The organism is Streptomyces sp. PA03-1a, from assembly GCF_033792805.1.
Classification (GTDB): domain Bacteria; phylum Actinomycetota; class Actinomycetes; order Streptomycetales; family Streptomycetaceae; genus Actinacidiphila.
On sequence record NZ_JARAVO010000121.1, the window covers coordinates 1 to 26717 of the forward strand.

The following is a 26717-nucleotide window of genomic DNA, read 5'->3' on the forward strand; positions in this document are numbered from 1 at the left end:
GGTGGCCGGGCCAGGGCACAAGGGTATCCCCCCCGGGGGGGGCCGCGGCGTGGGACCCGAGCAGGGGCCCGGCCCGTTGGCCCGCCGCCCGGCCCCCCCCCCCCCCCCCCCCGGCCCCCCCCCCCCCCCCCCCACACGCGACGAGATCAAGGAGAGAGTGCCATGTCATCTTCCCTGCAGGACCGGACCGTCCTGGTGGTGGGCCGCGGCAGCGGCATCGCCCGGGCGGTCGCCGACGCCGCGCTCGCCGAGGGCGCGCACGTCGTCGCCGCCGGGCGGACGCCGGGTGACCTCGAGGACGCCTACAAGGGCACGGACGTCACCGTACGGCGGGTCGACCTCACCGACGAGGGCACGATCGCCGCACTCGCCGAGGACCTCGGCCGCGTCGACCACGTGGTCTCCACGGCGTCCGCCCGGGCCCGGGGGAAGGTGAGCGAACTGACCCCCGAGGCGATCGTCCTGTCCTTCCACACCAAGGTGGTCGGGCCGATCATGCTGGCCAAGCACTTCGCCCCGCGCATGCCCGAGGACGGGTCCTTCGTCCTGTTCTCGGGTGTCGCGGCCCTCGAACCCGACCCGGGCTTCCTCGGGGTCGCCGCCACCAACGGCTCGGTCAACACCGTCACCCGGTCGCTGGCCGTCGAGCTCGCCCCGATCCGCGTCAACGCCGTGTCCCCCGGCACCATCGACACCGGCGCCTGGGACGGACTCGGCGACGAGAGGAAGTCCGAGCTCTTCGCCCGCCTGTCCCGCAGCAACCCCGCCCGGCGGATCGGCACGCCGCAGGACGTCGCCCAGGCCGTGGTGTTCGCGATGACCAACACCTTCATGACCGGGGTCTCCCTCGCGGTCGACGGAGGCCAGCCGCTGGTGTGACCGCCCCACCCCGTACCCGGCACACGGGACCGTCGGTGGCCGGACTCCCCCCGGGCACGCGGCATTTCCACCCGAAAGGCCTGACCGATGACCGACCGGCGCCACTCCCCCTTCCTTCTCGACCCGGGCGGCCGGGCCCTGCACACCGAGAGTGCCGCGCTGCGCGCCCGCGGCGCGGTGACGAAGGTGCTGCTGCCCGGCGGCGTCGAGGCGTGGTCGGTGAACAGCCACGCCGCGCTGGAGCACCTGCTCACCGACCCACGGGTGTCCAAGGACTCCCAACGGCACTGGCCGCGCTTCGCGTCGGGCGGGATCACCCCGCAGTGGCCGCTGTACGCGTGGGTGGCGGTGCGCAACATGTTCACCGCCTACGGCGACGACCACCGGCGGCTACGGCAGCTGGTGGCACCGGCGTTCACCCCGCGCCGGACCGCGGCGATGCGCCCGCGGATCCAGCGGATCGTCGAGGAGACACTGGACGGGCTGCCCGCCGCGGCGCGCGACGGGGTGGCCGACCTGCGCAGGCACTTCGCGTACCCGATCCCGGTACGGGTCATCACCGAACTGATGGGCGTGCCCGAGGGCGCGATGGCCACCGGACTGCGGGGGTGCATCGACAACCTCTTCACCACCTCACTCGGGGCGACGGAGGCGGCCGCCAACCACCGGAACACCTACGCACTGCTGGACGAACTCGTCGCCCTGCGCCGCAGGCGGCCCGGCGACGACCTGACCAGCGCCCTGGTCGCCCCGGAGGAGGGCGAAGAACGCCTCACCCGGGCCGAGGTGACCGACACGCTGCTGCTGATCATCGCTGCCGGGCACGAGACGACGGTGAACCTCCTCGACAACGCCTGCTTCGCCCTCCTGACCTCCCCGGCCCAGCTCGACGCCGTCCATGCCGGGCGGGCCACCTGGGGCGACGTGATCGAGGAGAGCCTGCGCCGGGACGCACCCGTCGCCCACCTGCCCCTGCGCTACGCGGTGGAGGACATCCGCGTGGCGGGGACCACCATCGCCAGGGGGGACGCGATCCTCGCCTCGTACGCCGCCGCCGGCCGTGACCCCGGCCGGCACGGACCGACCGCCGACGACTTCGACGTCACCCGCTCCAACAAGGACCATCTCGCCTTCGGGCACGGCGTCCACTACTGCCTCGGCGCCCCGCTGGCCCGGCTGGAGGCCGCGGTCGCCCTGCCCGCGCTCTTCGCGCGCCACCCCACGATGACGCTCGCCGAGGAACCCGGCGCGCTGGAGCCGGTGACGTCCTTCATCTCCAACGGGCACGCCCGGCTGCCCGTCACCCTCACCCGAGCCGCCCGGCGCCGCGCGGCGCGAGGCCGTCCAGCTGCCGGTCGTGGACCCTGCTGAGCAGCAGCAGCGACAGCACGGCACCGACCAGGGCGCAGAACATGTCCCACTGGGTGTCCCAGACGTCCCCCTGCGTGGCGAGGAACGCGTCCGCGGCGTCCCCGCCGATCAACGCGGCCCACCACTCGATTAGTTCGAAGAACGCGCTGAACGCCATGCAGGCACAGACGGTGAGCGGCGCGAGCCAGCGGCTGCCGCGCAGCGGGGAGGTGCGGACGAGGATCTCACGGACGAGCACGGCGGGGACGAAGCCCTGCATGAGGTGGCCGATCCGGTCGTACGGGTTGCGCGACAGGTCCAGGGTGTCGCGCAGCCACTCCCCGAACGGGACCTGGGCATAGGTGTAGTGACCGCCCACCGACAGGACCAGGGCGTGCAGGGCCAGCAGCACGCACAGCAGCCCGGTCAGCGGGAAGCGGCGCCGCAGGGCCACGGCGAGCGGCAGCCCGATCATGATCCAGAAGGTCTCCAGCACCCACGTGCCGCGCTCCCGGGGATGGATTCCGGACATCACGAGGACGGCGAGCACGAAACCGGCGGCCAGCACGGGCAGCCCGACGCGCCGGACGGGGACGGTGAGGTCTGTCATGTCCACCAGGGTCGCGGGACGCGGTGCACGGGCGCATGAGTACGCCTACTCAATCCTGAGACGCGGCTCACACCGGACCGTGTCACTGGCGTCCCGGCTACCTCGTCCCAAGGGGTGAAGCCGTGGACGACACGGACGGCGACACCGGAGGAACACACCATGGACGCGCGACTGGACTACCTCGCCGACCCGACAGCGGGCAGGGCCCTCAAGCACTTCATGGCCGTGGGCAGGTCGTTCAAGGAGTCGTCGTTGCCGGCCGCGACGCAGGAACTGGTGGCGCTGCGGGTGAGCCAGATCAACGGCTGCGGCGCCTGCATCGACATGCACACCAAGGAGGCCGCCGCCGCGGGCGAGACCCCGGTGCGGCTCCACCTGGTCGCGGCGTGGCGGGAGGCCACGGTCTTCACCGAGGCCGAACGCGCCGCGCTGGAGCTGGCGGAGGAGGGCACGCGGGTCGCGGACGGCGGTGGCGGGGTCGGCGACGAGGTGTGGGCGCGCGCCGCCCGGCACTACGACAAGGAGCAACTCACCGCCCTGGTAATCCTGCTCTCCTTCATGAACGCCGTGAACCGGCTGAACGTCATCGCCCGGCAGCCGGCCGGCGACTACGAGCCCGGGCGGTTCCACTGAGCACGACCGGGGGAAGGGGATCCGGCATGGGCAAGGTGGAGGAGTTCGAGGCGCTGCGGCCGCTGCTGTTCTCGATCGCCTACCGGATCCTGGGCAGCGTGGGCGAGGCCGAGGACGCGGTGCAGGAGACGTGGCTGCGCTTCGACGGCTCGCCGACCCGGCCCGTGTCGGCCAAGGCGTTCCTGTCGGCCACGGTGACCCGGATCTCGATCGACGTGCTGCGCTCGGCGCGGGTGCGGCGGGAGGCGTACGTCGGGCCGTGGTTCCCCGAGCCGCTGCTGAGCGATCCGTACCAGGATCCGGCGCGGTCGGCGGAGCTCGCCGACTCGGTGTCGATGGCCGCGCTCCTGCTGCTGGAGCGGCTCAGCCCGCTGGAGCGGTCGGTGTTCGTGCTGCGGGAGGTGTTCGGCTTCGGTTTCGAGGAGGTCGCCCAGGCGGTGGGGCGTTCGGAGGCGGCGTGCCGTCAGCTGGCGGTGCGGGCGCGGCGGCACATGGAGGCCGGGCGGCCACGGTTCGCGGCGGACCGCCAGGCGCGGCAGGAGCTGGCGCGGCGGTTCTTCGACGCGTTGAAGGACGGCGACGTCGACGCGCTGCGGGACCTGCTCGCCGCCGACGTGCAGCTCGTCGGGGACGGTGGCGGCAGGGCCCCGCAGCTCGCGCGGGCCGTCGTCGGTGCGGAGAACGTGGCCCGGGTGCTGGGCACGGCCTTCCCCTGGCTGGTCCGGATCGACGTGACGTTCGAGCCGCGCGAGGTCAACGGCCAGCCCGGAGCGGTCTTCCGCGACCGGGACGGCAAGGTCCTGCACACCATGGCCCTCGACGTGCTCGACGGGCGGATCCAGGCCATCCGTTCGGTGCTCAACCCCGACAAGCTCGGCCACCTCGGTCCGGTCGCCGACGCCTGGGCGGTGCACCGGGAGGTGAAGCGGGCGCGCAGGCAGGGGAACTGACGGCACTGAGCCGGGCGGGCCTGGTCGTCAGGGCCGGCGCGGCCCGATGAGCGCGGTCTCCAGGGCCTCGCCCGTCATCTCGACGACGACGGCGGCGTCCCGCATGCCCACCGGAAGGTGCGCGTACTCCTCGGCCCGGCACACGACGGCGCCGTCGCTCGGGTCGAGGACGACCGCGCCGAGCCGGGAGACGAGTTCCGCGACGATCCCGAACACCCCGCCGGCGTGCGGGCGCGAGACCATGATGTCGCGCTCGCCGACGTAGACCTCGGCCTCACCGCCGTCCGCGGCCCGCACCAGGAAGTACAGCCCCTCGTCCGAGGCCGCGGTGAGCCGCGGATCCCCGACAGCGTGCGGCTCCAGGACGGCCCGCACCAACGCGCCGTCGACGGGCACGGGCACCTCCGCACCGTCGACGAACGTGAAGATCAGCGGACTCCACCCCACGACGACCCCTCCCCGCTCAAAACCGTGTGCGCCGGCCGGGACGGGAACCTACCCTCCGGGCATGGGTCTTCGCGAAGAGCTTCCGGACGACGCCGAGTCCGTACGTCAGGTCCACCTGCGGGCCTTCGGCCACGACCACGGCCCGGTCGTGGCCGATCTGGTCGGCACCCTGCGAGGGAGCGTCACGCCCACGGACGGTCTCTCGCTGGTCGCCGAACACGACGGCCGGGTCGTCGGGCACGTGATGTTCACCCGCAGTCTGCTGGACGCCCCCCGGCGCCTGGTCGAGGTGCAGGTCCTCAGCCCGCTGGCCGTCCTGCCCGAGCACCAAGGGACCGGGATCGGCACGGCCTTGGTCCGGCGCGGACTGCGGACGCTGGTCGAGCGGGCGGTCCCCGTCGTCTTCGTCGAGGGCGACCCCGCCTACTACGTGCGCCTCGGGTTCCTGCCCGGCGGCGACCAGGGCTTCCGCAAGCCGTCCTTGCGCATCCCGGACGGAGCCTTCCAGGCGATGGCGCTCCCCGCGTACGAACCCTGGATGACGGGCACCCTGGTCTACGCCGAGGCGTTCTGGCGGCACGACGCGGTCGGCCTCCGCGACCCGGCGGCGCGGGAGGACGACGTGCCGCACGGCGACCGGTCCCCGACAATCCACCCGTGCCCATGATGACCGCCGGCAGGACGGAACGCGGCCCGTCCCCCCGGGCCCTGCTGACGGCGCTGGCCGGACGTGCCTACGGCGCGATCCCGCCCACGGCACTGGTCCTGCTCGGCATCGTCAGCGTCCAGGTGGGCTCGGCGTTGGCCAAGCACCTGTTCGGCGCGGTGGGCAGCTTCGGGACGGTCGCATTGCGGCTGTTCTTCGCGGCGGCGGTGCTGATGCTGTTGTGGCGGCCGTCGCTGCGCATGAGCCGTCGCACGTGGACGGTCGTGCTCGGCTACGGCGTGACACTCGGCCTGATGAACCTCTGCTTCTACCTGGCGCTGGCCCGGATCCCGCTGGGGATCGCGGTGACCGTCGAGTTCCTCGGGCCGCTGGCGGTGGCCCTGGCGGGATCGAGGCGTTGGCTCGACGCGTTCTGGGCCCTGCTCGCGGCCGGCGGTGTGGTCCTGCTGATGGAGGGACGCGGCGAACTCGACCTCGCCGGTTTTCTGTTCGCCCTCGCCGCGGGGACGTGCTGGGGCCTGTACATCCTGGTCGGCGCGGCGCTGGGCCGCCGCACCACGGAAGGCAACGGCCTGGCCCTGGGCATGGCCGTCGCGGCCCTGGTGGCCGTGCCGTTCGGCGTGACCGACAGCGGAACGGCGCTGATCCAGCCGTGGGTCCTGGCCGCGGGGCTCGGCGTGGCGCTGCTGTCGTCGGTGATCCCGTACTCGCTCGACCTGGAGGCCCTGCGCAGGATCCCGCCGCGCGTGTTCGGCATCCTGATGAGCCTCGAACCGGCGATGGCGGCCCTCGTCGGCTTCGTCGTCCTCCATGAGTCCCTGCACTGGGTCCAATGGATCGCGGTGCTGTGCGTGGTGGCCGCATCGGCTGGCGCCGCCCGCGGCACCACCCCGGGGGCCTGACCGCCGCATCCGGCGCCACCGCCGTGGCGCAAATCCGCCTGCATCAGGACGGTTCGGGGCTCCGGTTCCCCCGGCCGCAACACTCCGCAGCGGCTGACGGCCGACCCCGTTGAGCATGACCACGCCTTCCACGCGACGCTGACTCCGCACGGGGACGACAACGTGTGCCTCCTGCGGATGGACATCGATCCCGTCGGCGCGGGCGAACTCCGTGACCTGTTCGGCTCGTTGCAGGCCTCGTTGGCGCCGTGACCGCGGAATCGCCCCGCCGCCCCGGGTCGGGCATCATCCCCTGGTGAGCATCGTGGTGGACTTCTTCGCGGCCCCGGACGACACCGCTGCGGCTTCCGTGCTGGGGACCGGGACGGTGCGCGGGTTCGCGTCGCTCTCGTTCGGGAACTTCGACCCCGAAGAGGCCGTGGTCGAGTGGGAATGCCTTCTCACCGGCAGCGGTTCCGAGGAACTGGCCGAGGCGGGTGAGCCCCGCCTCGTCGCGGGCGCGGATCACGGTGAGCACCTCGTCTTCGCGCTCTCGCCGCGGCTGCCGGCGGCACTCGCTAGCTAGGCGACGTCCCCGGCCACCACCAAGCCGATGGACGGCACGTGCAGGACGGTGTCGAGTCGGTGTCGGTGTGCCCCACCTCCACCGGATACAGCGCCCGGCCCTCCAGTTCGAACCCGCCCGCGGGGACCGGCTCGGCCAGGACGGGGCTCTCGGGGAACAGCCCCGGCCACAGCACGTCCCCCATCTGCTCGCGGCCCTCACCGGCCTGCCGGCGCATGAGCCCGATGGTGCCCTCGGTGGCGTGGACCGTGACCCCGGGGAAGCGCTTGAGCAGTTCGGCGGTGCCGAACCAGTGGTCACCGTGGCCGTGGGTGATGTAGACGTGGCACAGGTGCCTGCCGGACGCCTCGATCCAGTCGCCGGTCTCCTTGATCTGGTCACGGGTGAACGGAACGTCGACGAGAACGGCGTCCGTCTCCCCGTGGATCAGCGTCGTGGTGATCGGCGAGGAGACGATCGGCCCGCCGTCCGGCAGGCGCTGCGCCCCGGCGCGCGGCGCCCCGTCCACGACGAGGGTGCTGTAGGCCAGGGGTTTCGGGGTGTTCACGGGCCTTCGTCCTGCGCTCGGGTACTGCGCGGCATCACAGGGCGAGGAGTACCCGCCCGAAGGGTCCCCCCTCGATGAGGTGGCGCTGGGCCTCGGCGGCCCGCTCCAGGGGGAAGACCCGGTCGACAAGGGGATTGATCTCCTTGCGGGCGAGCATGTCCAGCAGCTTCACGTTGCCCGCGTTGATCTGCTCCTGGGTGAACATGGCGAACTGGAAGCCGCACACCCGGGCCGCCTTCCAGATCAGGTCGGTGACGTTGATCTCCGCCCGCATTCCGCCCGAGTAGCCGATGCTGACCAGGGTCCCGCCCCTGGCGAGCGCGCCCAGCGCCTGACCGGTGATCGGCCCGGCCACACCGTCGAGCACGATGTCGACACCCTTGCCGCCGGTGAGCCGCGCGACACCGTCGCGCAGCGATTCGGCGGTGAGGTCGATGACCTCGTATCCGGCCGCCCGCGCGAGCTCGGCCTTGGCCGTGGAGGTCGCGGTGGTGATCGCGAGGGACGCGCCGAGCCGCCTGGCGATCTCGACCCCGCCTTGGCCCACCGCGCCACCGCTTCCGGGGGCGAGCACGGTGGCACCCGGCCGGAACCCGGCCAGTTCGGTCAGCGCGAGCCAGGCGGTGAGGTAACCGGCGCCCGCGGACAGTGCCACGGCGCCGGTGTCGTCGATCGCCTCGGGAACGGGCACCAGGTGGGCCGGGTCGACAACGACGTAGTCGGCCCAGGTGCCGTCGGCCGCGATGCCGTAGCGGCCGCCGCTGATCATCACCCGGGTCCCCGCCGCCGGACCGAGCGCACCGGGCTCCTCAACCGTTCCCACGCCGATGCTGCCCGCCGTGACCGGGAAGGGCTTGACCGTACCGGGAGGCATCTTCCCCGAGCGCACGGTGTTGTCGAGCGGGTGGATGCCGGCCATCGCCAGCCGCACCAGAACCTGCTGGTCCTGGGGCACGGGCCTGGGGACGTCGGCCAGGTGCAACACGTCGTAGTCACCGAACCGGTCGTACTGGACAGCTCGCATCGTCATGGCCTCTCGGATGTCCGATCGTGGCGGATCAAAGCGTCGCCCGGCGGCCGCGACACCACGTCGCGCGGCGCAGGCCCCGGTCCAGCCAGGTAAAGCGATCGCTTTCCTCGACGCTAGTACGCCCGGCCCTCGAAGTAAAGCGACTGCTATACTTTTGCCGTGGAGACCGAGAGCACATCCGGTACCCGGCGCCGCGGCGGCCGGGGGGCGCGCGAGCGCATCCTGCGGGCGGCCGCGCAGCTGTTCTACGAGGAGGGCATCCACGCCACCGGCGTCGCGCGCCTGGTGGAGACCGCCGAGGTCTCCACGCGCACCTTCTACCAGCACTTTCCCACCAAGGCGGCGCTGGTGCAGGAGTACCTGAGCACCTACGAGACGGGACTGACGCAGCGGATCGAGCAGCATCTGACCCGGGCGGGGCTCACCCCCAGGGACCAGTTGCTGGCCCTGTTCACCATGATCGCCGACGCCGCCCAGGGACCCTCGGGCACCGTGAGCACACGCGGTTGCCCGCTCCACAACGCCGCCGTGGAAGCGGCGGGCACGATGCCCGACGTACGGCAACTGGTCCGGCACAACAAGCAGGGCGTCACCCGGCAGCTCATCGACATCGCCGCCCGCGCCGGTGCCGCAGACCCGGAGCAGCTGGGCCGCCATCTGGCCGTGCTCCTCGAAGGCGGCACCGCGCTGTCGACCTCCCTCGACAACCCCCGCCCCCGCCATGACGCCCTGGAAGCCGCCCGCGTACTGATCGATCACGCGCTGCCCGCGGCCCGGCCCGCCGACTGAGGGCACGGCCGGGCCGTCCGGTGTGATCACCGGAACCCATGCCCCGCCGGCCTCGCGTATCCGTCGCCCGTCCAGCCGCGGAGTCCGCGGCTTCTCGGTGCTCCTCTCGGACAGCTTGCGCAGCCCGCCAGTGCCAGTCGGCAGATGGGCATCACCGGAGGCGAAGGCCCCGAACCGTGTCTTCCGGAGGTCGGCGCCCGAGGCGCCGGTCGCCGCGGGGCAGCGCCGGCGTCAAGGCCGGTTCGGGTCGGGATGCACCACCATGAACAGCGACCAGGCAGGCGCGGCAGGGTCATCGGGGCGGTTGGCGAACTCCTCCAGCAGATCCTGGAGTCGGGTGCGGAACTCCTCCATCTGCGGTGGGGGCAGGCGCAGCCCCATCCTGGTGCCCTCGGCCTCGGCCGCGGGGACGAGGGCGAGTTCCTCAAGGAACGCGTCGAGCATCGAGCGGTCCTGTGCGGGGGCCTCGATGTGCCAGGTCTTGCGCGTCGACAGATAGGGGATCTCCCGTGCGCCGCGCGCGCCTCGCCGTTCTTCCTGTGGTTCCAGAAACCCGGTGCGGACCAGTGTTCTGGTGTGGTGGAGCACGCTGGCCGGGTCACGCCCGAGGATCACCGCGATCTCCTTGTTCGTGCGCGGCTCCCGCGCGCAGATACGCAGGATGCGCAGGCGGAGGGCGGAGGCGAGTGCCTTGGCCTCCGCGTCGGTCGCCGGCCGGCGTTGGGTCACGACCGGCAGTCTACTGAACTGCCGGCAGGCCATTGAAGGACCGGAACGCAAGCGATTGACAAAACCAAATCACTCGTCCAGGGTGCGACTGTGCTCTTCGGGCCCGGGAGGACCTCTGGCCGATCCGCGCAACTCCCGTCAACGAACGAGGTCGACCATGCCGAACCGCCCCGGAACGACCGGCGGACCCGCAGCTCCAGAGACCGCCGGACGGGCGGGCGTCCATGTGCCCAGCCCGGTGTCCTGGATCAGTCCCGTCGAAGCTCCCCCGGGCCCCGGGGAGACGGCGAACGACTACGACCGCTTCGCCGAGGCCTACGCGGCCGAGAACGAGACCAGCCTCATCAACGCCTACTACGCGCGCCCGGCGATCGTGGACCTGGCCGGCGACGTGGCAGGCCGCCGCATCCTCGACGCCGGCTGCGGCGCCGGCCCCATCGCCGAGGACCTGCGCAAACGGGGCGCCTTCGTGGCCGGCTTCGACTCCAGCGCCGGGATGCTGGCGCTGGCCAGGCAGCGGCTCGGCGACGGCGTGGTACTGGAACGCGCCGAGCTGGGCGGCCCGTTGCCGTTCGCCGACGCCGAATTCGACGACGTCGTCGCCTCCCTGGTCATGCACTACCTGGAGGACTGGACGACCGCCCTGGCCGAACTGCGGCGCGTACTCAAGCCCGGCGGCCGGCTCATCGTGTCCGTCAATCACCCCTTCGTCAGCCAGATGGCGGCCCCGCCCGGAACTGACTACTTCGCGACTCGCTCCAGCTCCGAGATGTGGGAACTCGGCGGCGCCAAACACCTGATGACCTTCTGGGACAGGCCGCTGCACGCGATCACCGACGCCTTCACCGCAGCCGGCTTCCGGATCGACGTCATCAGCGAGCCTGCCCCGGCGGCCGGCGCCCGCGAACGCTTCCCCGAGGTCTTCGCACAGAAGCAGTCCGGCACATTCCTGTGCTTCCTGTTCTTCGTCCTCACCAGAGCCTGACCTCCGCGCCGGGGGCCCGATCGCCGCGCTGGGGAGAACCGTCGCGGTTGCCGGAAGACCTGCCGGTCGTTCCTCGGCCGAGGAGACGCCGTCACGCCGACTGACCCTTGGCTGTCATGTCGCTGGTGCTGTGCCGTATTCGTGGCCACTGGGCGAGGCGCCAGCGCTGATCAGCAAAGCTCAGTGAGAGACGCCGGTATCTCGGTGTCTCCGTGGGACAGGGGCCTGTCATCGGCGGACCAGCACCTCCTAGCTAGCCGAGCCGTCCCGGCTGTGGGAGGTCGCCGTGGCGTGGGCCGGGCAGCGCGCGGCGGACGGCGAGGTCATCGACCCGGACGTCGCCCGGGCGATCGTGGACGATGTGGCCGACCTCGCCGGCGAGGCCGGACGCCGCGGCGAGGGCGTCTACTGCCGGGTCGGGTAGCCGGCAGGGCGACGCCCGCCGTTCCCGGCCCGCGTACCGCTCAGCGCGCGGGGACGGGGAAGAGCATGCAGCTGCTCGTGGCGTGGGCGAGCAGACGGTCCGTCGCGTCGAACAGCTCGGCCTGGGCGAGGGCGGTGCGGCGGCCCTGGTTGAGGACGGTGCCGACGGCGCGGACCTTGCCGGTGTCGACGGTGATCGGGCGCAGGAACTTCAGGTTCAGGTCGAGCGAGGTGTAGCCCATGCCCTCCGGGAGCACGGACTGCACGGCGCAGCCGGCGGCCGAGTCGAGGAGGGTGGCGTAGACGCCGCCGTGGACGCTGCCGATGGGGTTGTAGTGCTCCTCCCCCGGTTCCATGGCGAAGACCGCGCGGCCTTCCTGGACCTCCTCCAGGGTGAATCCGAGGGTCGAGGCGATGGGCGGTGCGGGAAGGCGTCCGGCCAGCACGTCGCGGAGGAACTCCAGACCGCTCGTGCGGCCGACCGCGGCCGCGGAGACCTTGGGGTCCCCCCATTCGAACGTACGCGACCTCGCCATTGAACGTGTCCTCCCTGACCTACTGACTTCGACATCCGAAGTTAGCCAGCCGCAGCTCTGGATGTCAATGCCGAAGCCAGCCTACGATGACCGCATGACCTGGCTGGAGACCGGTACCGAGAACTGCACGGTGCAGCGCACCCTCGACCTCGTCGGCGAGAAGTGGTCGCTGCTGGTGCTGCGAGACGCCATGAACGGGGTGCGCCGCTTCGACGACTTCCGCCGTCACATGGGGCTGTCCGAGGCGGTGCTGGCGGACCGGCTGCGCAAGCTGGTCGCCGCGGGGATCCTCGACACCGTCCCGTACCGCGAACCGGGCAGCCGTACCCGCAACGAGTACCGGCTCACGTCCAAGGGCTGGGACCTGTGGCCCGCGATGATCGCCCTCAAGCAGTGGGGCGACCGCTACACCGCCGACCCGGAGGGCCCGCCCCTGGAGGTCCGCCACCGCGACTGCGACGAGCCCGTCGAGGCGGTCGTCGTCTGCGCCGGCGGCCACGACGCGCTCGCCCCGCGGCAGGCCTACACCCGGCCCGGCGCCTCCGCCCGTATGCGGGTCTGAACAGCGGGCGACGGCGACGGGTCGCCGAAGACCCGTGTCCTCGTGGCCGCCGTGGTGGGCGTCGACACCCTCTCCCCCGAACCCCCGTGTCCCCCGTCGAGGGCGTCGACGTCCAAGCCACCGATCGGGACGCTCCCCCGGTCCCTGATGGCCCACGAGCGCGAAGCCGAACAGGACGGGCATCCCCGCCCTCTCCCGCTTCGTGCACTGGCTCCGTTCCCGGCGCCGTGACGATGCTGGCAGGGCAGGTGGCCGGTACACATTGCCGGTTCCCGGCAGTCTTGACGCCTTGTTGACGGCCTGTTGACGGAGCAACCTCCCGCGCTAGAGCGGTTGGTCGGGCCATCCGAGCAGCCGGGCACCCATCGCCGCGGTCTCCAGGGTGTAGCGGTGCAGCGGATCGCCCGGGTCGTAGCCGGTCAGCACCTTGATCCGCTCCAGGCGGTACGTGAACGTCCGCACCCCGAGGCCCAGTCGACGCGCCGCTTCCGCGTTGACGTGCCCGGCCTCCGCGTGCGCGGTGATCGTCTCCAGCAGCGGTCCGGCCCCGCCCCGGGCCTGCTCCAGCGGCCCCAGCACGGTGCGGACGAGGTCGGCCATGGCGGCCCGGTCCCGCATCAGCACGGGGAAGACCAGCAGTTCCTCGGCGCGCAGCACGGGGGGATGCAGGCGCAGCCGGTCGGCGACGTCCAGTGCCCCGAGGGCCTCCTCGTAGCTGCGCACGATGCCGCTCGTGCCGGAGTGGGTGCGGCCGAACGCCACCCGGCGGGCCGCCCCGTACCCGGGCCCGGGGCGCAGCGCCGTGTCGGCGAACGCCTCGAAGACGGCACGCTCACTGCCGGGGGCGATGCACACCAGCCGGCCGTCCTTCCCGGCCACCAGGACGTCGCGGTCGCCGAAGCGGCCCGCCAGTTCCCGCTCGATGCGCCGCACCGCGGGCTGGCCGTCCTCGTACGCGTCCACGCCGCGCGCCACCGCCACCGCGTGCCCGCGGCCCAGCCGCAGCCCGAACCGCTCGGCGCGCTCAGCGAGCCGTCCCGGGTCGCTGCGCCCGTACAGCAGGTCGTCGACGAACTCCCTTCGGGCCGCCTCCTCCTGGCGGACCAGGAGCCGCTGGGCGCGTTCGTGGCCCTCGCCGAGCGCGACCACCGCGGCGTCGAGGGCGGTCAGCACCGCCTCGCCGGCCCGCTGCACCTCGGTGGCGGTGTCGGCGGCAGCCACGCCCCGCAGCGAGCCCCACGCGTCGCGGGTCGCCGTCAGATAGGTGCCGACGAGGTCGCGCAGCCCGTACCCCCGGCCGCCCGCGCGCTCGCCGCAGGTGCGGAGCGCGTCCAGCTCGTCCCGCCGCAGCCGCCGGCCCGTCCCCGAGACCTCCCCCAGCACCCGTGCGTACGCCTCGAGCTCTTCCTCCGGTACGCCTGCGCCCCGCATGGCCGCGTCTCCCCTCCAGGCACCCGTCGTTGCCGTCCCCCGGCAGCCTGGACCGTACCAACCCTGCCCGGTCCGGTGATCACCGCCCTCGCCTCGGACGACGTTCGGGAGACGACGACGTTCGGGAGACCCGGACCAACCACCCGTCGGCGCCGCTGACTTGACGTACAGCCGTTCGAGGGACGATGATCTCCGCACACTCCCCAGGTCTCCCCCCGTGGCCTGGGGAGTGTCTCGTTCAGCCGTCCGCACCTCCGGCGAGGAGGTCCCCGGAGGCGGTGCGCCGGTAGACCACGCGCCGGTCGACACGGGTGCCGGTGACCAGTCCGGCATCCCGCAGCACCGCCAGGTGGCCGCCGACGGTGCCGAGGGACAGGCCGAGGTGGGCGGCGAGTTCGCTGGTGGTGGCGGGGCGCTCCAGTTCGTGGAGGATCGCCGCGCGGCCGGTGCCGATCAGCCGTCCCAGAGCGGGCCCGGGTTCCGCGCGTCCCCCGGCCGCGGCGGCTCCGCGGGCCGGGTAGACCAGCGCGTACGACGCCGGCGGCGCCTCGCACAGCCACGTGCCCCGGGACACGGCGGCGACCGGTACGAACAGCATCCCCTCGTCGCCGACGACCCGGTCCGGTGAGCCCCGGTGGCTGAAGCGGATCGCGTCCGCGCCGACCCAGGCGCTGTGCCGGCTCATGTGTTCCAGGGCGCGGGGCCAGCCGTAGGCGGCCAGCAGCCCTGCCCGGTAGGTGACGTCCCGCTCCAGCAGGGCACGGCGGCGCGGCCAGTCGGGAGCGACGTGCGCGGTCCAGGTGCGCCGGAAGAGCTCGGCGGTCCTGGCGGCCCAGTCGCGTCCGGTCAGCCAGCCGAGGTCGTGCTCCTTCCAGCTGTGCGCCACCGACTGCTCCAGTTCGGCGCGCACCTGCGCGTCGGGCACCCGGGCCACCTCGGCCAGTTCGGCCTCGATCGTGGTCCGCATGCCTCCCGCCGGCGGCAGGACGATGTGCGCCGGCATCCACTTCGTGGACCCCAGCAGCCGCACCAGGCCCTTCGCGAAGGGGTCGGTGTCGAGCGCGGCCCGGAACACGCCATGGTGGCGGTCGTACCAGGAGGCCAGCCAGGGGTCGCAGTACCCGGCGCCCAGCACGAGCAGCGACGCCAGGGTCTCGGCCAGCGGCGACAGGGCGAACCGGGACCGCGACAGGGCCAGCGGACTCAGCCGCAACAAGGTCATCTTTCGCCTCCCGCCGAAACGATAGTGCCCCGCCCGGCGCGTCCAGCAGACTCCGCCCGTGCTCGCATCCCTTCCGCCGTACCGGGACTTCCGCTGGTTCCTCACCGCCCAGACGGTGTCCCTGCTCGGCACCGCGATGGCCCCGGTCGCCCTGGCGTTCGCGGTCCTCGACGCCTCGGCCGGCCTCGGCGACCTCGGTGTCGTCCTCACCGCGTACATGGTGCCGCTGCTGGTGTTCCTGCTCGTCGGGGGCGCCACGGCCGACCGTCTGCCGCGCCGCACGGTGCTGGTGGCGGCGAACCTCGGTTCGGCCGTCACCCAGGGCGCGGTCGCCGTGCTGCTGCTGACCGGGCGGTACGCCCTGTTTCCGGTGGCCGCCCTGGGGTTCCTCAACGGCGTCCTCGCCGCCTTCACCACGCCCGCGCTGCGCGGCATCGTGCCCGAACTCGTCCCCGGGGACCGGATCCGGCAGGCGAACGCGCTGCTGGGCTCGGTGCGCAACGCCACGAAGATCCTCGGGCCGAGCCTGTCCGGCGTCCTGGCGGCGTCCGTCGGCGGCGGACCGGCCATCGCCTTCGACGCGCTGACCTACCTCCTCGCCGCCGGGTGCCTCACCCGCCTGTCGTCCCTCACCGCCCCCACCGCCGCACGTCGCCCCTCGGGTCTGCTCGCCGACATCCGCGAGGGCTGGGCCGCGTACCGCCGGATCCGCTGGGTGTGGACGGTGTCGCTGTGCTTCTGCGTGGTCAACCTGGTGCAGGTCGGCACCTGGCAGATCCTGGGCCCGGTGCTCACCCGGCAGCTCGCCGACGAGGCCGCCTGGGGCTTCGTGCTCAGCGCGCGCGGCGCCGGACTGCTGGTGATGAGCACGCTGATGTACCGGCTGGCGGCCCGTCACCTGCTGCGGCTGGGTGTGCTGGCGGGTGTGCTCGGCGCGCTGCCCCTGCTCGCGCTCGGTGCGCACCTGGGTGCCCCGTGGCTGATCGCCGCCGCCTTCACCGCCGGGCTGGGCTCGTCGGTCGCGGGCGTCGGCTGGGACACCTCCCTCCAGGAGCACGTTCCGTCCGACACCTTGTCGCGTGTGTCGTCCTTCGACGACCTGCTGTCCTACGTCGCCATTCCCATCGGCCAGCTCAGCGTGGGGCCGCTCGCCGACCGCATCGGGGGGTTCCGGGTCGCCGCGGCCGCCGGAGTCGTGTACGCCGCCGCGGCCCTGGCCCCGATGACCTCCGCGGCCGTACGCCGCCTCCCCCACGGCCGCCCGGCCGCCACGCCCGCCGATCCGGCCCCGGCGGCGCCGCCCGAGCCGATCGGGCGTTGACGGCTCCGACCGCGCGCGGGAGGGCGCCTACGGGGTGAGCCACAGGGGGTGGGTGAACCCGCTCCCCACCGGCCGACCGGACACGGCGCCCGAGCACCGCCGCTGTCAGCGCGCGGGCAGCAGGACGCCCGGGTTGAGGATGCCCGCCGGGTCCAGGGCGGACTTGGCGGCGCTGAGGGCGGCGGCGAAGGGGTCGGGGCGCTGGGTGTCGTACCAGGGGCGGTGGTCGCGGCCGACGGCGTGGTGGTGGGTGATCGTGCCGCCGTGGTCGGCGATGGCCTGGGAGACGGCGGACTTGATGTCGTCCCACTGGGCGACCGTGCTGCCCCAGCGGCCCGCGGCGTAGATGCCGAAGTAGGGGGCGGGCCCGTCGGGGTGGACGTGGCTGAACCGGCAGGTGACCACTCCGGTGCCGCAGGTGGTGCGGATCGCCTCGTTCGCGGCGTGGGTGACCGCCGCGTGGAGTTCCTCGAACCGGTCCCAGGTGCAGGCGGTCTCGAAGGTCTCCACGACCAGGGACTGCTGGGCCAGGGCGTCGCGCTGGTAGGGCATGCGGAGGAAGGACGAGCGCCAGGACCGGTCGGTCATGGCGCCCCCGTCCCCGCCCGCGTCGCCGCCCGCGCCGGTGTCGGTGTGGCGGGCCGGCTCGGGCACGTGGCCGCCGTGGTCGCGGCACAGTTCCAGGGCCCGGTCCATCCAGGGTCCCAACGGGTGGTCGGCGGACTCGAAGGCCAGGATCAGGACGCTGCCGCCCGTGGTGACGCCCGCGTTGACGAGTGCCTCGGCGGGGTCCAGCAGGCGGCAGTTCGACGGGTGGAGCCCGGACTGGGCCAGGGCGCGGGTGGCGGTGACGGCGGCCGTGAAGTCGGCGAAGTGGACGGAGGCGTTCGCCCGCCACCGGGGGCGTCGCTGAAGGCGCATCCAGGCCTCGGTGATGATCCCGAGGGTTCCCTCGGAACCGAGGAACATCCGGTCGGGCGACGGCCCCGCGCCCGAGGCGGGCAGTCGCCTCGACTCGCCGGTTCCGGACGGGGTCACGACGCGCAGCGCCTGCGTCAGGTCGTCGATGTGGGTGTAGAGGGTGGCGTAGTGGCCGCCCGCCCGGGTGGCCAGCCAGCCCCCGAGGGTGGAGAACTCGAACGACTGCGGGAAGTGGCGCAGCGTCAGGCCGGAGGGCCGCAACTGGTCCTCCAGGTGCGGGCCGAGCACGCCGGCCTGGATGCGGGCCGACCGGCTCACGGGGTCGGTCTCCAGGACGCGGTCGAGGCGCTCCATGTCGAGCGTCAGCGCCGGGCGTCCGTCGGGGAGGCGGGGTTCCACCCCGCCGACGACGGAGCTGCCGCCGCCGAAGGGGATGACGGCGATCCCCTCGCGGGAGCACCAGTCGAGGAGGTCGACGACGTCCTGCTCGGTACGGGGACGGGCGACGAGGTCGGGGGCGTGGCGCAGGTCGCCGTGGAGGTTGCGGACGACGTCCCGAAAGGCCTTGCCGTGGGTGTGCGCGGCGCGGTCGTGCGGGGTGTGGGAGCACAGGTGGGCCAGCGACGGCGGGGCCTTGACCCGTACCGGCGGCAGGGCGAGGGAGGCGACGTCCGGAGGGAGGTGGACGGTGAGGTCGGCGTCCGGGAGCAGTCCTGCCACCCGGCCGGTCAGCGCCGTACGTTCGGCGCCCCGCACCGCGTCCTCGACGGTGCCCCATCCCCACCACGACCGTGTGCCCGTGCGCGTCATGCGTGTCCCGCCCTTCGCCTCACCTCGATATGACCGATGGGTAAATTACCACTGGGTCACATCCTTGGGGTGGGGTGAACTGACCTCGCGGTCAGTTCACTGCCTACAATCACGGGCGTGACGAGCGCGCGAACCCGTACCGCCGGGACCAAGGGCGTGCCCCGCGCCGAGCGCGAGGAGCAACTGCTGAGCGCGGCAGTCGAGGAGTTCGGCCGCCGTGGCTACGGCGGTGCGTCGATGGCGGCCATCGCCGAGCGGGTCGGGGTCACCAAGCCCCTGCTGTACCAGTACTTCGGGTCCAAGGACGCGCTGTACGCCGCGGCCTTGGAGCGGGTCGCCGCTTCGCTGACGCGCGCACTGACCGACGCGCTGGTCCCGGGCGTCACCTCGCTGGGGACGCCGTTGTCCGTGCTGCGCGCGATCTTCACCACGCTGGAGGGGCAGCGCCACGCCTGGTTCGTGCTCTACGACCGGACGTTGCCCGCCACGGGTCCGCTGCGCGCGGCGGCCGAGCGCCACCGCACCGCCATCGACGGGCTGGCGGCCGCGGGCAGCGCGGAGTTCCTCGCCGCCCGCGGGATCGGGGACCCGCTGGACTCCGACGCGCTCAAGCACCTGTGGACCGGCACCGTCAGCACCCTGGTCACCTGGTGGATCCACCACCCCGGCGAGTCCGCGCAGGCGATGGCGGAGCGCTGCCGGCGGCTCATCACCGCGATCGTCACCTGAGCCGCCACGCCCCGTTCCCGCCACGCGGACCGCTCAGAGGGTGACGAGCCGTACCGCCGCGAGGAGGGTCAGGGCGACGGTGACGCGCTCGAAGACCTTCGGGGTGATGCGGCTGATGGTCGCGCGGCCGGCGGCGGCCCCCGCCAGCACCGCCGGGGCGGCCATCGCACCGAAGGCCAGCGTGTCGGGCGTGATCAGCCCCAGGGCCACGCTGAAGGGCACCTTGAAGGCGTTGAGCAGCAGGAAGAACCAGGCGCTGGTGCCGAGGAAGCCCAGCATCGGCAGCCCCACGGCCAGGAAGTACAGCGCCATGATGGGGCCCGCCGCGTTGGCCGTCATCGTGGCGAAGCCCGCGAGGATCCCGGCGCCCGCAGCGACGGCCCTGTGCTGGGCGACCGAGTCGTCCGGACCCCGGCGCCGGCTCCACCAGTGGACGGCGAGCATCAGCAGCAGCAGCGCGCCGATGAGTTCCCGCATCCGTGCGTCGTCGATCCGGTCGACGACCACCGCGCCCAGCAGCACCCCGACCACCACCCACGGGAAGAGCCGCACCAGCCGCCCCCAGTCGGCGTGCCGGCGGTAGGCGGCCACGGCCACCACGTCGCCGACCAGGAGCAGCGGCAGCAGCACGCCGGTGGACAGCTTGGCCGGCAGCACCAGCGCGAACAGCGCCACCCCCACCGTCCCGGCCCCGGACACCCCGGTCTTGGAGTAGCCGACGAGGAAGAGGGCGAGCAGCGCCACGGCCCACTGCGCCGGGTCGAGCGAGGGCATCAGGGCCGCCGGGGGACGGAGGGTACGAAGGTCACGCCATGTTCTTACCTGGCCCTCGCGCCGCCGCCGCGACCGGGGTGGGTCCGGCGGCACGGCCGCACGCAACTTCGCCATGGTCGCGCCCGGTTGTCACCGAGGGTTCCCCGGGGGGCCGCCGCCGCGTGGGCTGCCCGTCCCCGTGCGCGTCTGGGATGGCGATCAAGGACCGGGCGGCGCCAGGCGGCGCCCGGTGGAAACGAACGTCAGGAGAGCGAATGTCCGTCACAGCCGCCGAACCGCGCGACAGGGCGCGCCGGGTGGGGCAGGCCGCGCGGAGGGGGGCGGTGTTCGCCGCAGCCCTCACCATGGTCGCCGTCGTCCCGCCGGCCGTCGCGGGGGCGCAGTCGCCCGCCGCCTCCGGTGCGCACGGGGTCGTGTGGACGACGCAGCAGGTGGCGCCGGGTCTGCAGGTCCGCAGCGGCGAGCTGCGGGACCCCGCGGCCGCCGGGGTGTGGACGGTGACCGTGCAGGCCCCCGCCGTCAACCGGCTGACGGGCGCCGCCACGTGGGCTCCGCTGGGTGACCGCGCCTGGGCCGACGCGACCGCCGCGCGGCTGCGGGAGGCCGGGTTCGAGCCGCGGCTTGAGGCGGTGGAGTGGGACACCTACGCCGACACCCCGCGCGGCGTGATGGGCTGGCAGGTCCGGGTCGGCCGGTACGCCACGCAGGCCGAGGCGGGCCCGGCGAACGCGGCGGTCGTGGCCGCCGGTTTCCGTACGTCGACGGAGTGGACCGGTTACGACGGACGGCAGGCCGCCGACGGCGAGCGCATCCACGTGGCCGTGGTGGACCCGGCGCGGCTGCGCGGGTCGGTCGAGGTGAGCGACGGCGGCAACGTCGCCGACCGGGAGAAGACCTCGGCGGTCGCCGGCCGGCTGGGGTCGCTGCTCGGGGTGAACGGCGGCTTCTTCATCGCTTCGGACGCCGACGGCGTCCAGGGCACCGTCGCGGGTCTGTCCGCCGTGGACGGCCGGCTGGAGTCGATGGCGGTCGGCTCGCGTGCGGCGCTCGTCCTCGGCGACGGCGGGCGGCGGCCGCGGATCGCGGACCTGTCCACCACGGTCACCGTGCGGGCCGGGTCCGCCCGGTACGCGGTGCAGGGCATCAACCGCGTGCCGGGCAAGGTCCGCAACTGCGGCCGCCCCGGCGGCGTCCCGACCGAGCAGCCCCGCCACGACACGACCTGCACCCTGGCCGACGACCTGGTGGAGTTCACCCCCGCCTTCCGCACACCGCTGCCCACGGGCAGCGGTGTGCAGGTGGTGCTCGACGCGCACGGGACGGTGCTCTCCACCGGCGCCCGCGGCGGCTCCGTCCCCGAGCGCGGCACGGTGCTGCAGGGCACCGGCGCGGCGGCGACGTGGCTGACCGGGCACGCGCGGACCGGCAAGCGGCTGGTCGTGCGGGAGATCGTCCGGGACGCCGAGGGGCGTCAGGTCAAGCTCGGTCCCGGCGACAGCATCGTGAGCGCGGCGCCCACCCTGGTGGAGGACGGTCGCGTCCACATCGACGCGGCCACCGAGGGCACCCTGGACCCGCTGGACCTGTCGTTCGGTTTCGCGTGGTCCAACGTCCGCCAGCCGCGGACGATGGCCGGCATCGACAGGCGGGGCCGTCTGCTGCTGGTCACCGTGGACGGGCGGCAGCCCGGGGTGAGCGAGGGCTTCACCCTCGGCGAGGCGGCGCGGTTCATGCGGTCCCTGGGCGCGGTGCAGGCCCTCAACCTGGACGGCGGCGGCTCGTCGGCGATGGTGGTCGAGGGCGCCCTGGTCAACGTCCCCTCCGACGCGACCGGTGAGCGCGCCGTCGGCGACACGATCCAGGTCCTGCCGGGTCGCCGCGGCCAGGACTGACACGGGCCGCCACCGCCAGGCCGCCCCTGACGACCTCCGACCACCCCGGGCCTCGCTCCGGGGTGGTCGGCTGGTCCGTCCGGCCGGAAGGTCGACCTTCCTTCTCTTTTGCCCCGGTATGATGCGCTTCGTGATCATGTCCGGATGGCCGCGGCGCCGACGCGCCCGCCTCGACGGCCGCTGGGAGGCTCCCTGGCTGTCCCCGGTGATCCTGACCGTGCTCATCGCCGCCCTGGCGTTCGCCACCCCGCGCGAGATCGCGATCAGCCGCCTGCTGCCCGTCGCGCCCGCCCTGGCAGCCGCGATGTGGCCGGTGCTGCCGACCGTGCTGCTGGGCGCGTTCTGCCTGCTGGTCATGGTGGGCCTGAGCTTCGTCTACACCGACCTGGGCACCCCGTACACCGGGGCCGCGATCGTCGCGGTCACCCTGGCGGCGGCGTACGCCAGCCACGTGCGGATCCAGCGCGAGGAGGCGCTCTTCCACGCCCGGATGGTCGCCGACGCGGCGCAGACGGTACTGCTGCGGCCGCTGCCGCGGCGCATCCAGGGCCTGGAGATCGAGTCGCTGTACCTGGCGGCACAGGAGCAGGCGCGCATCGGCGGCGACTTCTACGAGGTGGCCGACACGTCCCACGGGGTGCGGCTGCTCATCGGCGACGTGCGCGGCAAGGGGCTGTCCGCCGTAGGCGCGGCCTCCGCGCTCAGCGGCTGCTTCCGCGAGGCGGCGCACGACGAGCCTGACCTGCGGGGCATCGTCCGCCGTCTGGAGACCAGCATCATCCGCCACAGCTCCGGCTATCCCGGCCCGGACCTGCCGGAGCGCTTCGCCACCGCCGTGATCGCCGAGATCCCGCACGGCGGCGGCCGCCTGCGACTGCTCAACTGCGGGCATCCGCCGCCGATCCTCATGCACGCCGGCCGCATCCGGGTGCTGGAGCCGACCGCCGCCTCCCCACCCCTGAACCTCGCCGAGCTCATCGGGGACACGTACGTCGTGGACACCCACGCCTTCACCGCCGGCGACCAGCTGCTGCTCTACACCGACGGCGTCACCGAGACCCGCGACCGCGCCGGGGCGTTCTTCGCGCTGCCGGACTGGCTGCGGCGCCAGAGCCCGGCAACGCCCCGCGAACTGCTGGACCGGCTGCACCGGGAACTGGTGCACTACAGCGGCGGGCGGCTGGAGGACGACATCGCCGCGCTGGCCCTGCGCTCGCCGCACGTCGTGACCCGCGACGCCCCGTAAATCGCTGTCGCGCGGACGCGGCCCGGCCCTACGCTCACCGCCATGCCCCGACCTCACGGATTCTCCTACCGCCGGCGCGGCGACGGCACCGTGGTCGTCACCCACGGCGCGCACACGGCCGCCGTGCTGCGCGGGGAGCGGGCGGAGCGCTTCCTGGAGGAAGTGGAGCGCGGTGACGCCCAGCTGGTGATGGCCCGCTGGACCGGCAACTACAAACGGGGCAACGAGCGCACCGCCCGCGCCCACCCCCGCAACCACGGCTGACCGGCCCCGGCGGGCCCACCGCCGCCGTACACAAAATGTACAGATTGATGTCGTTTTGTAGACTTTCCTCATGGAACGTCGCCGGCCGGCGGATGCCGGATCCGCGACCGCGGTGGGCGCACCGCGGGTGAGCCTGCGCGCGCAGCAGCGGCACCTGACCCACAACCGGGTCCTGGACGGGGCGGTCGAGGTCTTCGCCGCCAAGTCGTTCGTCGCCGCCACCATGGAGGACATCGCCCGCGCGGCCGGGGTCACCCGGGCCACGGTGTACGCGCACTTCCGCGGCAAGGCGGAGGTCATCGCCGCCCTGACGGACCGGGTGTACCAGGTCACCGACGGCCTGTACGCCGAGCTGGCCGCCGTCCCGGAATGGACCCGCTCCGGCGTCCGCGACTGGCTGGAGCACGCGGCGGCGAGCTGGCGGGCGCTCGCGCCGACCATCCGCGTACTGCTGGCCGCCACCCCGTCCGCGGCCGGTGACGACGGCAGCGCCCGCGACCGCTACCTGGCGGCGCACGAACGCTACGTCACCCTGCTCACGGCCCCGCCCCGGCGCTGGCAGGGCGTCACCCCCGCGCAGGCACGGCAGCGGGCCCTGATGGCGGTGCTCCAGACCGGGTCGTTCCTCACCGCCTGGATCGCCGGCGGCCTGCCGGTCGACACCGACGACCCGCTGGAACTCCTCGCCGACGACCTGTGCCACCTTCTGCGCCCCGCCCTCGCCGACCGGCCCGCCGCGCCCCGGCGTCCCCGCGGACCGTCGTGAGGACCGGACCCGACTCCCCGAGCTCACTGGAGGCATGCGCCATGGCCGCGACCGAGCCCCGGAACTACCCCTTCACCGAAGCCGACCGCCTGACCGTCGACCCGGCCTTCGCCGAACTGCGCAAGGACGAGCCGCTGTGCCGGGTCCGGTTCCCCTACGGGGAGGCCGCCTGGCTGGTCACCCGGTACGAGGACGTCAGGACCGTCCTGGGCGACCCCCGGTTCAGCCGGGCCGAGGCCGTCCACCGCGACGAGCCGCGCCTGCGGCCGCACCGGGGCCTGGAGGGCAGCATCCTGGACCTCGACCCCCCGGACCACACCCGGCTGCGGCGGATCGTGGCCAAGGCCTTCACCGCCCGGCACATCGAACGCCTGCGGCCCCGTACCGAGCAGATCGCGGCCGAACTGGCCGACGGCATGGTCGCGCACGGCGCGCCGGCCGACCTCGTGGCGGACTTCGCCCTGCCGCTGCCGGTCACCGTCATCTGCGAACTGCTCGGCGTCCCCCTCGGCGACCGGGCCGACTTCCGCACCTGGTCCGACGCGTTGCTGTCCACCACCAAGTACACCCCGCGGGAGGTCCAGGACTGCACCGACGCCCTGATGGCCTACATGGCCGGCCTGATCGCCGAACGCCGCGCCGCGCCGCACGACGACCTCCTCGGCGCCCTCGTCGACGCCCGCGACAACGACGAGCGGCTGTCGGAACGGGAACTGCAGGTCCTGGCGATCTCCCTGCTGGTCGCGGGCCACGAGACCACCGCCTCGCAGATCCCCAACTTCGTCTACACGCTGCTCACCCACCCCGGGCAGCTCGCGGCACTGCGCGCCGACCCCGGTCTGGTCCCCGGCGCCGTCGAGGAGCTCATGCGCTACGTCCCCCTGGGCAACGGCGCGGGCATGCCCCGCTACGCGCTGGACGACGTCGAGCTCAGCGGCGGCACCGTACGCGCCGGGGACGCGGTGGTCGTCTGCCCCGTGTCGGCCAACCGCGACGAAACGGTGTACACCGACCCCGACCGGCTCGACGTGCTGCGCCAGGAGGCCTCCCACGTCGGGTTCGGGCACGGACCTCACCACTGCCTGGGCGCCCAACTGGCCCGTATGGAGCTGCAGGTGGCCCTGCGCACCCTGCTCGACCGGCTGCCCGGACTGCGCCTCGCCGGACCGGACGAGAGCGTCGTGTGGAAGTCCGGCGTCGCCCTGCGCGGGCCCGAGCGGATGCCGGTCATCTGGGACCGGACCTGACGACACCGGAGGACACGCATCATGACCTGGCAGATCGAGGTGGACCGCAAGACCTGCATCGGCACCGGCTCCTGCGCCGGGATCGCCCCCGAGCATTTCGAGCTCCGCGACCGCAAGTCCTGCCCCAGGCACCCGACGGCCGAACCGGACGAGCTCCTGGTCGACGCCGCGGAGTCCTGCCCGGTGGAGGCCATCACCATCCGGGACGCGACCAGCGGGGAACTGATCGCGCCCCAGCCGTAGGCCCGGACGGCCCTCAGAGCAGCGTGCGCGGGCGGAGCTCCGGCTCGGTGGAGGCGTCGGTCATCACGGCGTAGACGCTGCCCTCCTGTCCGGCCGCGCCACCGTGCCGCCCGTCCGGCGTGAGCGCCAGTGCCCGCAGTTCGGACCGGTACTCGTCGGGCAGGCCGGCCGCCTCCTCCAGCGCGACCCGGCACGCGTCGGCGGGCTCCTTGCCCAGCGCCAGCAGGTCGACCACCGTACGCGCCGTCCCGCCGCGCAGGCTCAGCTCGCCGCGTCCGGTGCAGGCCGCCCCGCCGCCGCGCAGGTCGCACCAGTTGCCCGCCCCCGGGACGGCGGAGTCCCCCACCCGTCCCGGGTACTTGAAGGGGTAACCGGAGGTCGAGACGCCCACGCACATCTCGCCGTGCGCGTCCAGCGCGATGATGTTGATCGTCCCCCACGGCCCCTCGTGCGGCGCCATCCGCCGCACCAGCTCCAGCGCCGCCCGCCGGTAGCGGTGGTCACCGTCCACGGCCGGGGTGTTCTCCCCCTCCACCGCCTCGGCCGCGGTCAGCAGCTGCTCGCGCCACATGGCCCGGGACTCCTCGGTCAGCAGTTCGGCGCCCTCGAACCCGTTCTCCCGCGCGAACAGCGCCGCGCCCTCCCCCACCAGCAGGCAGTGCTGCGGCAGCCGTTCCATCACCGCGCGCGCCACCGAGATCGGGTTCGGGAACCCGCGCAGCGCGCCGACCGCGCCGAACCTGCGGTCCGAGCCCGTCATCACCGACGCGTCCAGCTCGACGACGCCCTGCGCGTTGGGGAGCCCGCCGGTGCCGACGTAGTGGTCGGTGAGGTTGTCCTCGCAGCGGCGCATCGCCGCCTCCACGGCGTCCACCGCCGTCCCGCCGCGCCGCAGGACGTCCATCCCGGCCGGCAGGCCGACCTCGCTGCGCTCGCTTCCGATGATGACGGGCCGCGTCATGGGATTCCCTTCGCTGGTGGGTCGGGCCGTGCGGGCGCCCGGCACCTGGCACGAGCTGGTACGACGTCGTCGCGAGCCTAGTCCCGGGCTCGCGCGGGCCGGTCAGGGGCCGGGGGCTGCCGCGAGGGCGCGCAGTTCGTCGCGGATCCGGCCGCCGGTCATCGCGACGGCGGAACGACCCCGGCCGCGGGCGGATCCACGCGGCACCTGGTACACCGTTCGGTCCACCCCGACGGGGAAGAACCGCGCCCCTCCGCCCCCACCCGGCATCTCCATGCGCATCCCG

The 26717-nt window shown here is 73.5% G+C and carries 31 protein-coding genes; 19 read left to right on the plus strand and 12 right to left on the minus strand.

The genetic code is table 11. The annotated features are described in order from the left end of the window. Window positions 1-162 precede the first annotated feature (162 nt). Window positions 163-879, plus strand: coding sequence for an SDR family oxidoreductase (locus PV341_RS25550; RefSeq protein WP_500327646.1), 717 nt, complete (start codon window positions 163-165; stop codon window positions 877-879). Window positions 880-966: 87 nt separating this feature from the next. After that, window positions 967-2250 carry a cytochrome P450 family protein gene (locus PV341_RS25555; RefSeq protein ID WP_500359055.1) on the plus strand — a complete coding sequence of 428 codons (1284 nt, stop codon included), beginning with the start codon at window positions 967-969 and terminating at the stop codon, window positions 2248-2250. Here PV341_RS25555 and PV341_RS25560 read toward each other — a convergent pair. After that, window positions 2186-2839: a DUF2238 domain-containing protein gene (locus tag PV341_RS25560; protein ID WP_500359057.1), complete on the minus strand. Its 654-nt coding sequence runs from the start codon at window positions 2837-2839 to the stop codon at window positions 2186-2188. The two genes, PV341_RS25555 and PV341_RS25560, sit on opposite strands and share 65 nt — an antisense overlap. A gap of 159 nt (window positions 2840-2998) precedes the next feature. Here PV341_RS25560 and PV341_RS25565 point away from each other — a divergent pair, with 159 nt between their 5' ends. Further along, window positions 2999-3472, plus strand: coding sequence for a carboxymuconolactone decarboxylase family protein (locus PV341_RS25565; RefSeq protein ID WP_500359059.1), 474 nt, complete (start codon window positions 2999-3001; stop codon window positions 3470-3472). A 26-nt stretch (window positions 3473-3498) separates the two neighbouring features. Then, the gene (locus tag PV341_RS25570; protein WP_500359060.1) at window positions 3499-4422 is read left to right on the plus strand and encodes an RNA polymerase sigma-70 factor; all 924 of its coding nucleotides are present in this window, start codon (window positions 3499-3501) and stop codon (window positions 4420-4422) included. Between the two features lie 27 nt (window positions 4423-4449). On the opposite strand, the gene PV341_RS25575 is transcribed toward PV341_RS25570, so the two are convergent. After that, window positions 4450-4869 (minus strand): hypothetical protein, encoded by a 420-nt coding sequence (locus PV341_RS25575; protein WP_500327653.1) that lies wholly within the window; start codon window positions 4867-4869, stop codon window positions 4450-4452. 61 nt (window positions 4870-4930) lie between these two features. On the opposite strand from PV341_RS25575, the gene PV341_RS25580 reads away from it, so the two are divergent. From PV341_RS25580 to PV341_RS25590, 3 genes are all read left to right on the plus strand, one after another. Next, complete coding sequence (locus tag PV341_RS25580) at window positions 4931-5536, plus strand: GNAT family N-acetyltransferase (protein ID WP_500359061.1); 606 nt, start codon at window positions 4931-4933, stop codon at window positions 5534-5536. Beyond that, complete coding sequence (locus tag PV341_RS25585) at window positions 5533-6438, plus strand: EamA family transporter (protein ID WP_500359071.1); 906 nt, start codon at window positions 5533-5535, stop codon at window positions 6436-6438. Before PV341_RS25580 ends, PV341_RS25585 begins: the two co-directional genes overlap by 4 nt. 295 nt (window positions 6439-6733) lie before the next feature. Next, window positions 6734-7003: a hypothetical protein gene (locus PV341_RS25590; protein ID WP_500327657.1), complete on the plus strand. Its 270-nt coding sequence runs from the start codon at window positions 6734-6736 to the stop codon at window positions 7001-7003. Here the strand turns inward: PV341_RS25590 and PV341_RS25595 are convergent. Both PV341_RS25595 and PV341_RS25600 read right to left on the minus strand, forming a co-directional pair. Beyond that, window positions 6996-7550 carry an MBL fold metallo-hydrolase gene (locus PV341_RS25595; protein WP_500327658.1) on the minus strand — a complete coding sequence of 185 codons (555 nt, stop codon included), beginning with the start codon at window positions 7548-7550 and terminating at the stop codon, window positions 6996-6998. The genes PV341_RS25590 and PV341_RS25595 overlap by 8 nt on opposite strands. Window positions 7551-7584: 34 nt before the next feature. Beyond that, a complete protein-coding gene (locus PV341_RS25600) occupies window positions 7585-8580 on the minus strand; it encodes a quinone oxidoreductase family protein (RefSeq protein ID WP_500359063.1) in 996 nt (331 codons plus the stop codon). 159 nt (window positions 8581-8739) lie between these two features. Here PV341_RS25600 and PV341_RS25605 point away from each other — a divergent pair, with 159 nt between their 5' ends. Continuing rightward, on the plus strand, window positions 8740-9369 hold the full coding sequence (locus PV341_RS25605; protein WP_500327661.1) for a TetR/AcrR family transcriptional regulator: 630 nt from the start codon (window positions 8740-8742) through the stop codon (window positions 9367-9369). A 231-nt stretch (window positions 9370-9600) separates the two neighbouring features. Here the strand turns inward: PV341_RS25605 and PV341_RS25610 are convergent, their stop codons facing one another. After that, on the minus strand, window positions 9601-10098 hold the full coding sequence (locus PV341_RS25610) for an ArsR/SmtB family transcription factor (protein WP_500327663.1): 498 nt from the start codon (window positions 10096-10098) through the stop codon (window positions 9601-9603). Window positions 10099-10255: 157 nt separating this feature from the next. Here PV341_RS25610 and PV341_RS25615 point away from each other — a divergent pair, with 157 nt between their 5' ends. Next, complete coding sequence (locus tag PV341_RS25615) at window positions 10256-11083, plus strand: class I SAM-dependent methyltransferase (RefSeq protein WP_500359064.1); 828 nt, start codon at window positions 10256-10258, stop codon at window positions 11081-11083. Window positions 11084-11369: 286 nt separating this feature from the next. After that, window positions 11370-11507 carry a hypothetical protein gene (locus tag PV341_RS25620; protein WP_500327666.1) on the plus strand — a complete coding sequence of 46 codons (138 nt, stop codon included), beginning with the start codon at window positions 11370-11372 and terminating at the stop codon, window positions 11505-11507. A gap of 40 nt (window positions 11508-11547) precedes the next feature. Here PV341_RS25620 and PV341_RS25625 read toward each other — a convergent pair whose 3' ends face one another. Continuing rightward, on the minus strand, window positions 11548-12042 hold the full coding sequence (locus PV341_RS25625; protein ID WP_500327668.1) for a PaaI family thioesterase: 495 nt from the start codon (window positions 12040-12042) through the stop codon (window positions 11548-11550). Window positions 12043-12136: 94 nt separating this feature from the next. Here PV341_RS25625 and PV341_RS25630 point away from each other — a divergent pair, with 94 nt between their 5' ends. Next, window positions 12137-12604: a winged helix-turn-helix transcriptional regulator gene (locus tag PV341_RS25630; protein ID WP_500327669.1), complete on the plus strand. Its 468-nt coding sequence runs from the start codon at window positions 12137-12139 to the stop codon at window positions 12602-12604. Between the two features lie 324 nt (window positions 12605-12928). Here the strand turns inward: PV341_RS25630 and PV341_RS25635 are convergent, their stop codons facing one another. Together PV341_RS25635 and PV341_RS25640 are read right to left on the minus strand one after the other, a co-directional pair. Continuing rightward, the gene (locus tag PV341_RS25635; protein WP_500327670.1) at window positions 12929-14035 is read right to left on the minus strand and encodes a PucR family transcriptional regulator; all 1107 of its coding nucleotides are present in this window, start codon (window positions 14033-14035) and stop codon (window positions 12929-12931) included. A 238-nt stretch (window positions 14036-14273) separates the two neighbouring features. Further along, entirely contained in the window at window positions 14274-15257 is a 984-nt protein-coding gene (locus PV341_RS25640) for a helix-turn-helix domain-containing protein (protein ID WP_500327672.1), read from the minus strand. 58 nt (window positions 15258-15315) lie between these two features. Between PV341_RS25640 and PV341_RS25645 the strand changes: the two genes are divergently transcribed. Next, entirely contained in the window at window positions 15316-16578 is a 1263-nt protein-coding gene (locus PV341_RS25645; RefSeq protein ID WP_500327674.1) for an MFS transporter, read from the plus strand. Window positions 16579-16683: 105 nt separating this feature from the next. Here the strand turns inward: PV341_RS25645 and PV341_RS25650 are convergent, their stop codons facing one another. Further along, window positions 16684-18309 carry an FAD-binding oxidoreductase gene (locus PV341_RS25650; protein ID WP_500359065.1) on the minus strand — a complete coding sequence of 542 codons (1626 nt, stop codon included), beginning with the start codon at window positions 18307-18309 and terminating at the stop codon, window positions 16684-16686. A gap of 117 nt (window positions 18310-18426) precedes the next feature. On the opposite strand from PV341_RS25650, the gene PV341_RS25655 reads away from it, so the two are divergent. Beyond that, entirely contained in the window at window positions 18427-19038 is a 612-nt protein-coding gene (locus PV341_RS25655) for a TetR/AcrR family transcriptional regulator (RefSeq protein ID WP_500359066.1), read from the plus strand. 33 nt (window positions 19039-19071) lie between these two features. Here the strand turns inward: PV341_RS25655 and PV341_RS25660 are convergent, their stop codons facing one another. After that, a complete protein-coding gene (locus PV341_RS25660) occupies window positions 19072-19812 on the minus strand; it encodes a TSUP family transporter (RefSeq protein WP_500359067.1) in 741 nt (246 codons plus the stop codon). A 254-nt stretch (window positions 19813-20066) separates the two neighbouring features. Between PV341_RS25660 and PV341_RS25665 the strand changes: the two genes are divergently transcribed. The 6 genes from PV341_RS25665 to PV341_RS25690 all read left to right on the plus strand — a co-directional run bounded on the left by PV341_RS25665 (window position 20067) and on the right by PV341_RS25690 (window position 25470). Further along, the gene (locus PV341_RS25665) at window positions 20067-21704 is read left to right on the plus strand and encodes a phosphodiester glycosidase family protein (RefSeq protein WP_500359068.1); all 1638 of its coding nucleotides are present in this window, start codon (window positions 20067-20069) and stop codon (window positions 21702-21704) included. A gap of 130 nt (window positions 21705-21834) precedes the next feature. Beyond that, window positions 21835-22950, plus strand: coding sequence for a PP2C family protein-serine/threonine phosphatase (locus PV341_RS25670; RefSeq protein WP_500327682.1), 1116 nt, complete (start codon window positions 21835-21837; stop codon window positions 22948-22950). 42 nt (window positions 22951-22992) lie between these two features. Continuing rightward, window positions 22993-23214: a hypothetical protein gene (locus PV341_RS25675; RefSeq protein WP_500327684.1), complete on the plus strand. Its 222-nt coding sequence runs from the start codon at window positions 22993-22995 to the stop codon at window positions 23212-23214. 70 nt (window positions 23215-23284) lie between these two features. Continuing rightward, on the plus strand, window positions 23285-23980 hold the full coding sequence (locus PV341_RS25680; RefSeq protein ID WP_500327685.1) for a TetR/AcrR family transcriptional regulator: 696 nt from the start codon (window positions 23285-23287) through the stop codon (window positions 23978-23980). A 41-nt stretch (window positions 23981-24021) separates the two neighbouring features. Next, window positions 24022-25227 carry a cytochrome P450 gene (locus PV341_RS25685; RefSeq protein ID WP_500327686.1) on the plus strand — a complete coding sequence of 402 codons (1206 nt, stop codon included), beginning with the start codon at window positions 24022-24024 and terminating at the stop codon, window positions 25225-25227. Window positions 25228-25248: 21 nt separating this feature from the next. Then, complete coding sequence (locus PV341_RS25690; RefSeq protein WP_500327687.1) at window positions 25249-25470, plus strand: ferredoxin; 222 nt, start codon at window positions 25249-25251, stop codon at window positions 25468-25470. 13 nt (window positions 25471-25483) lie between these two features. On the opposite strand, the gene PV341_RS25695 is transcribed toward PV341_RS25690, so the two are convergent. Both PV341_RS25695 and PV341_RS25700 read right to left on the minus strand, forming a co-directional pair. Continuing rightward, window positions 25484-26431, minus strand: a complete 948-nt coding sequence (locus PV341_RS25695; RefSeq protein WP_500327689.1) for a glycosylasparaginase — start codon at window positions 26429-26431, stop codon at window positions 25484-25486. A 102-nt stretch (window positions 26432-26533) separates the two neighbouring features. Further along, on the minus strand, window positions 26534-26717 hold a 184-nt coding region (locus PV341_RS25700), incomplete at its 5' end, for a hypothetical protein (RefSeq protein WP_500359069.1).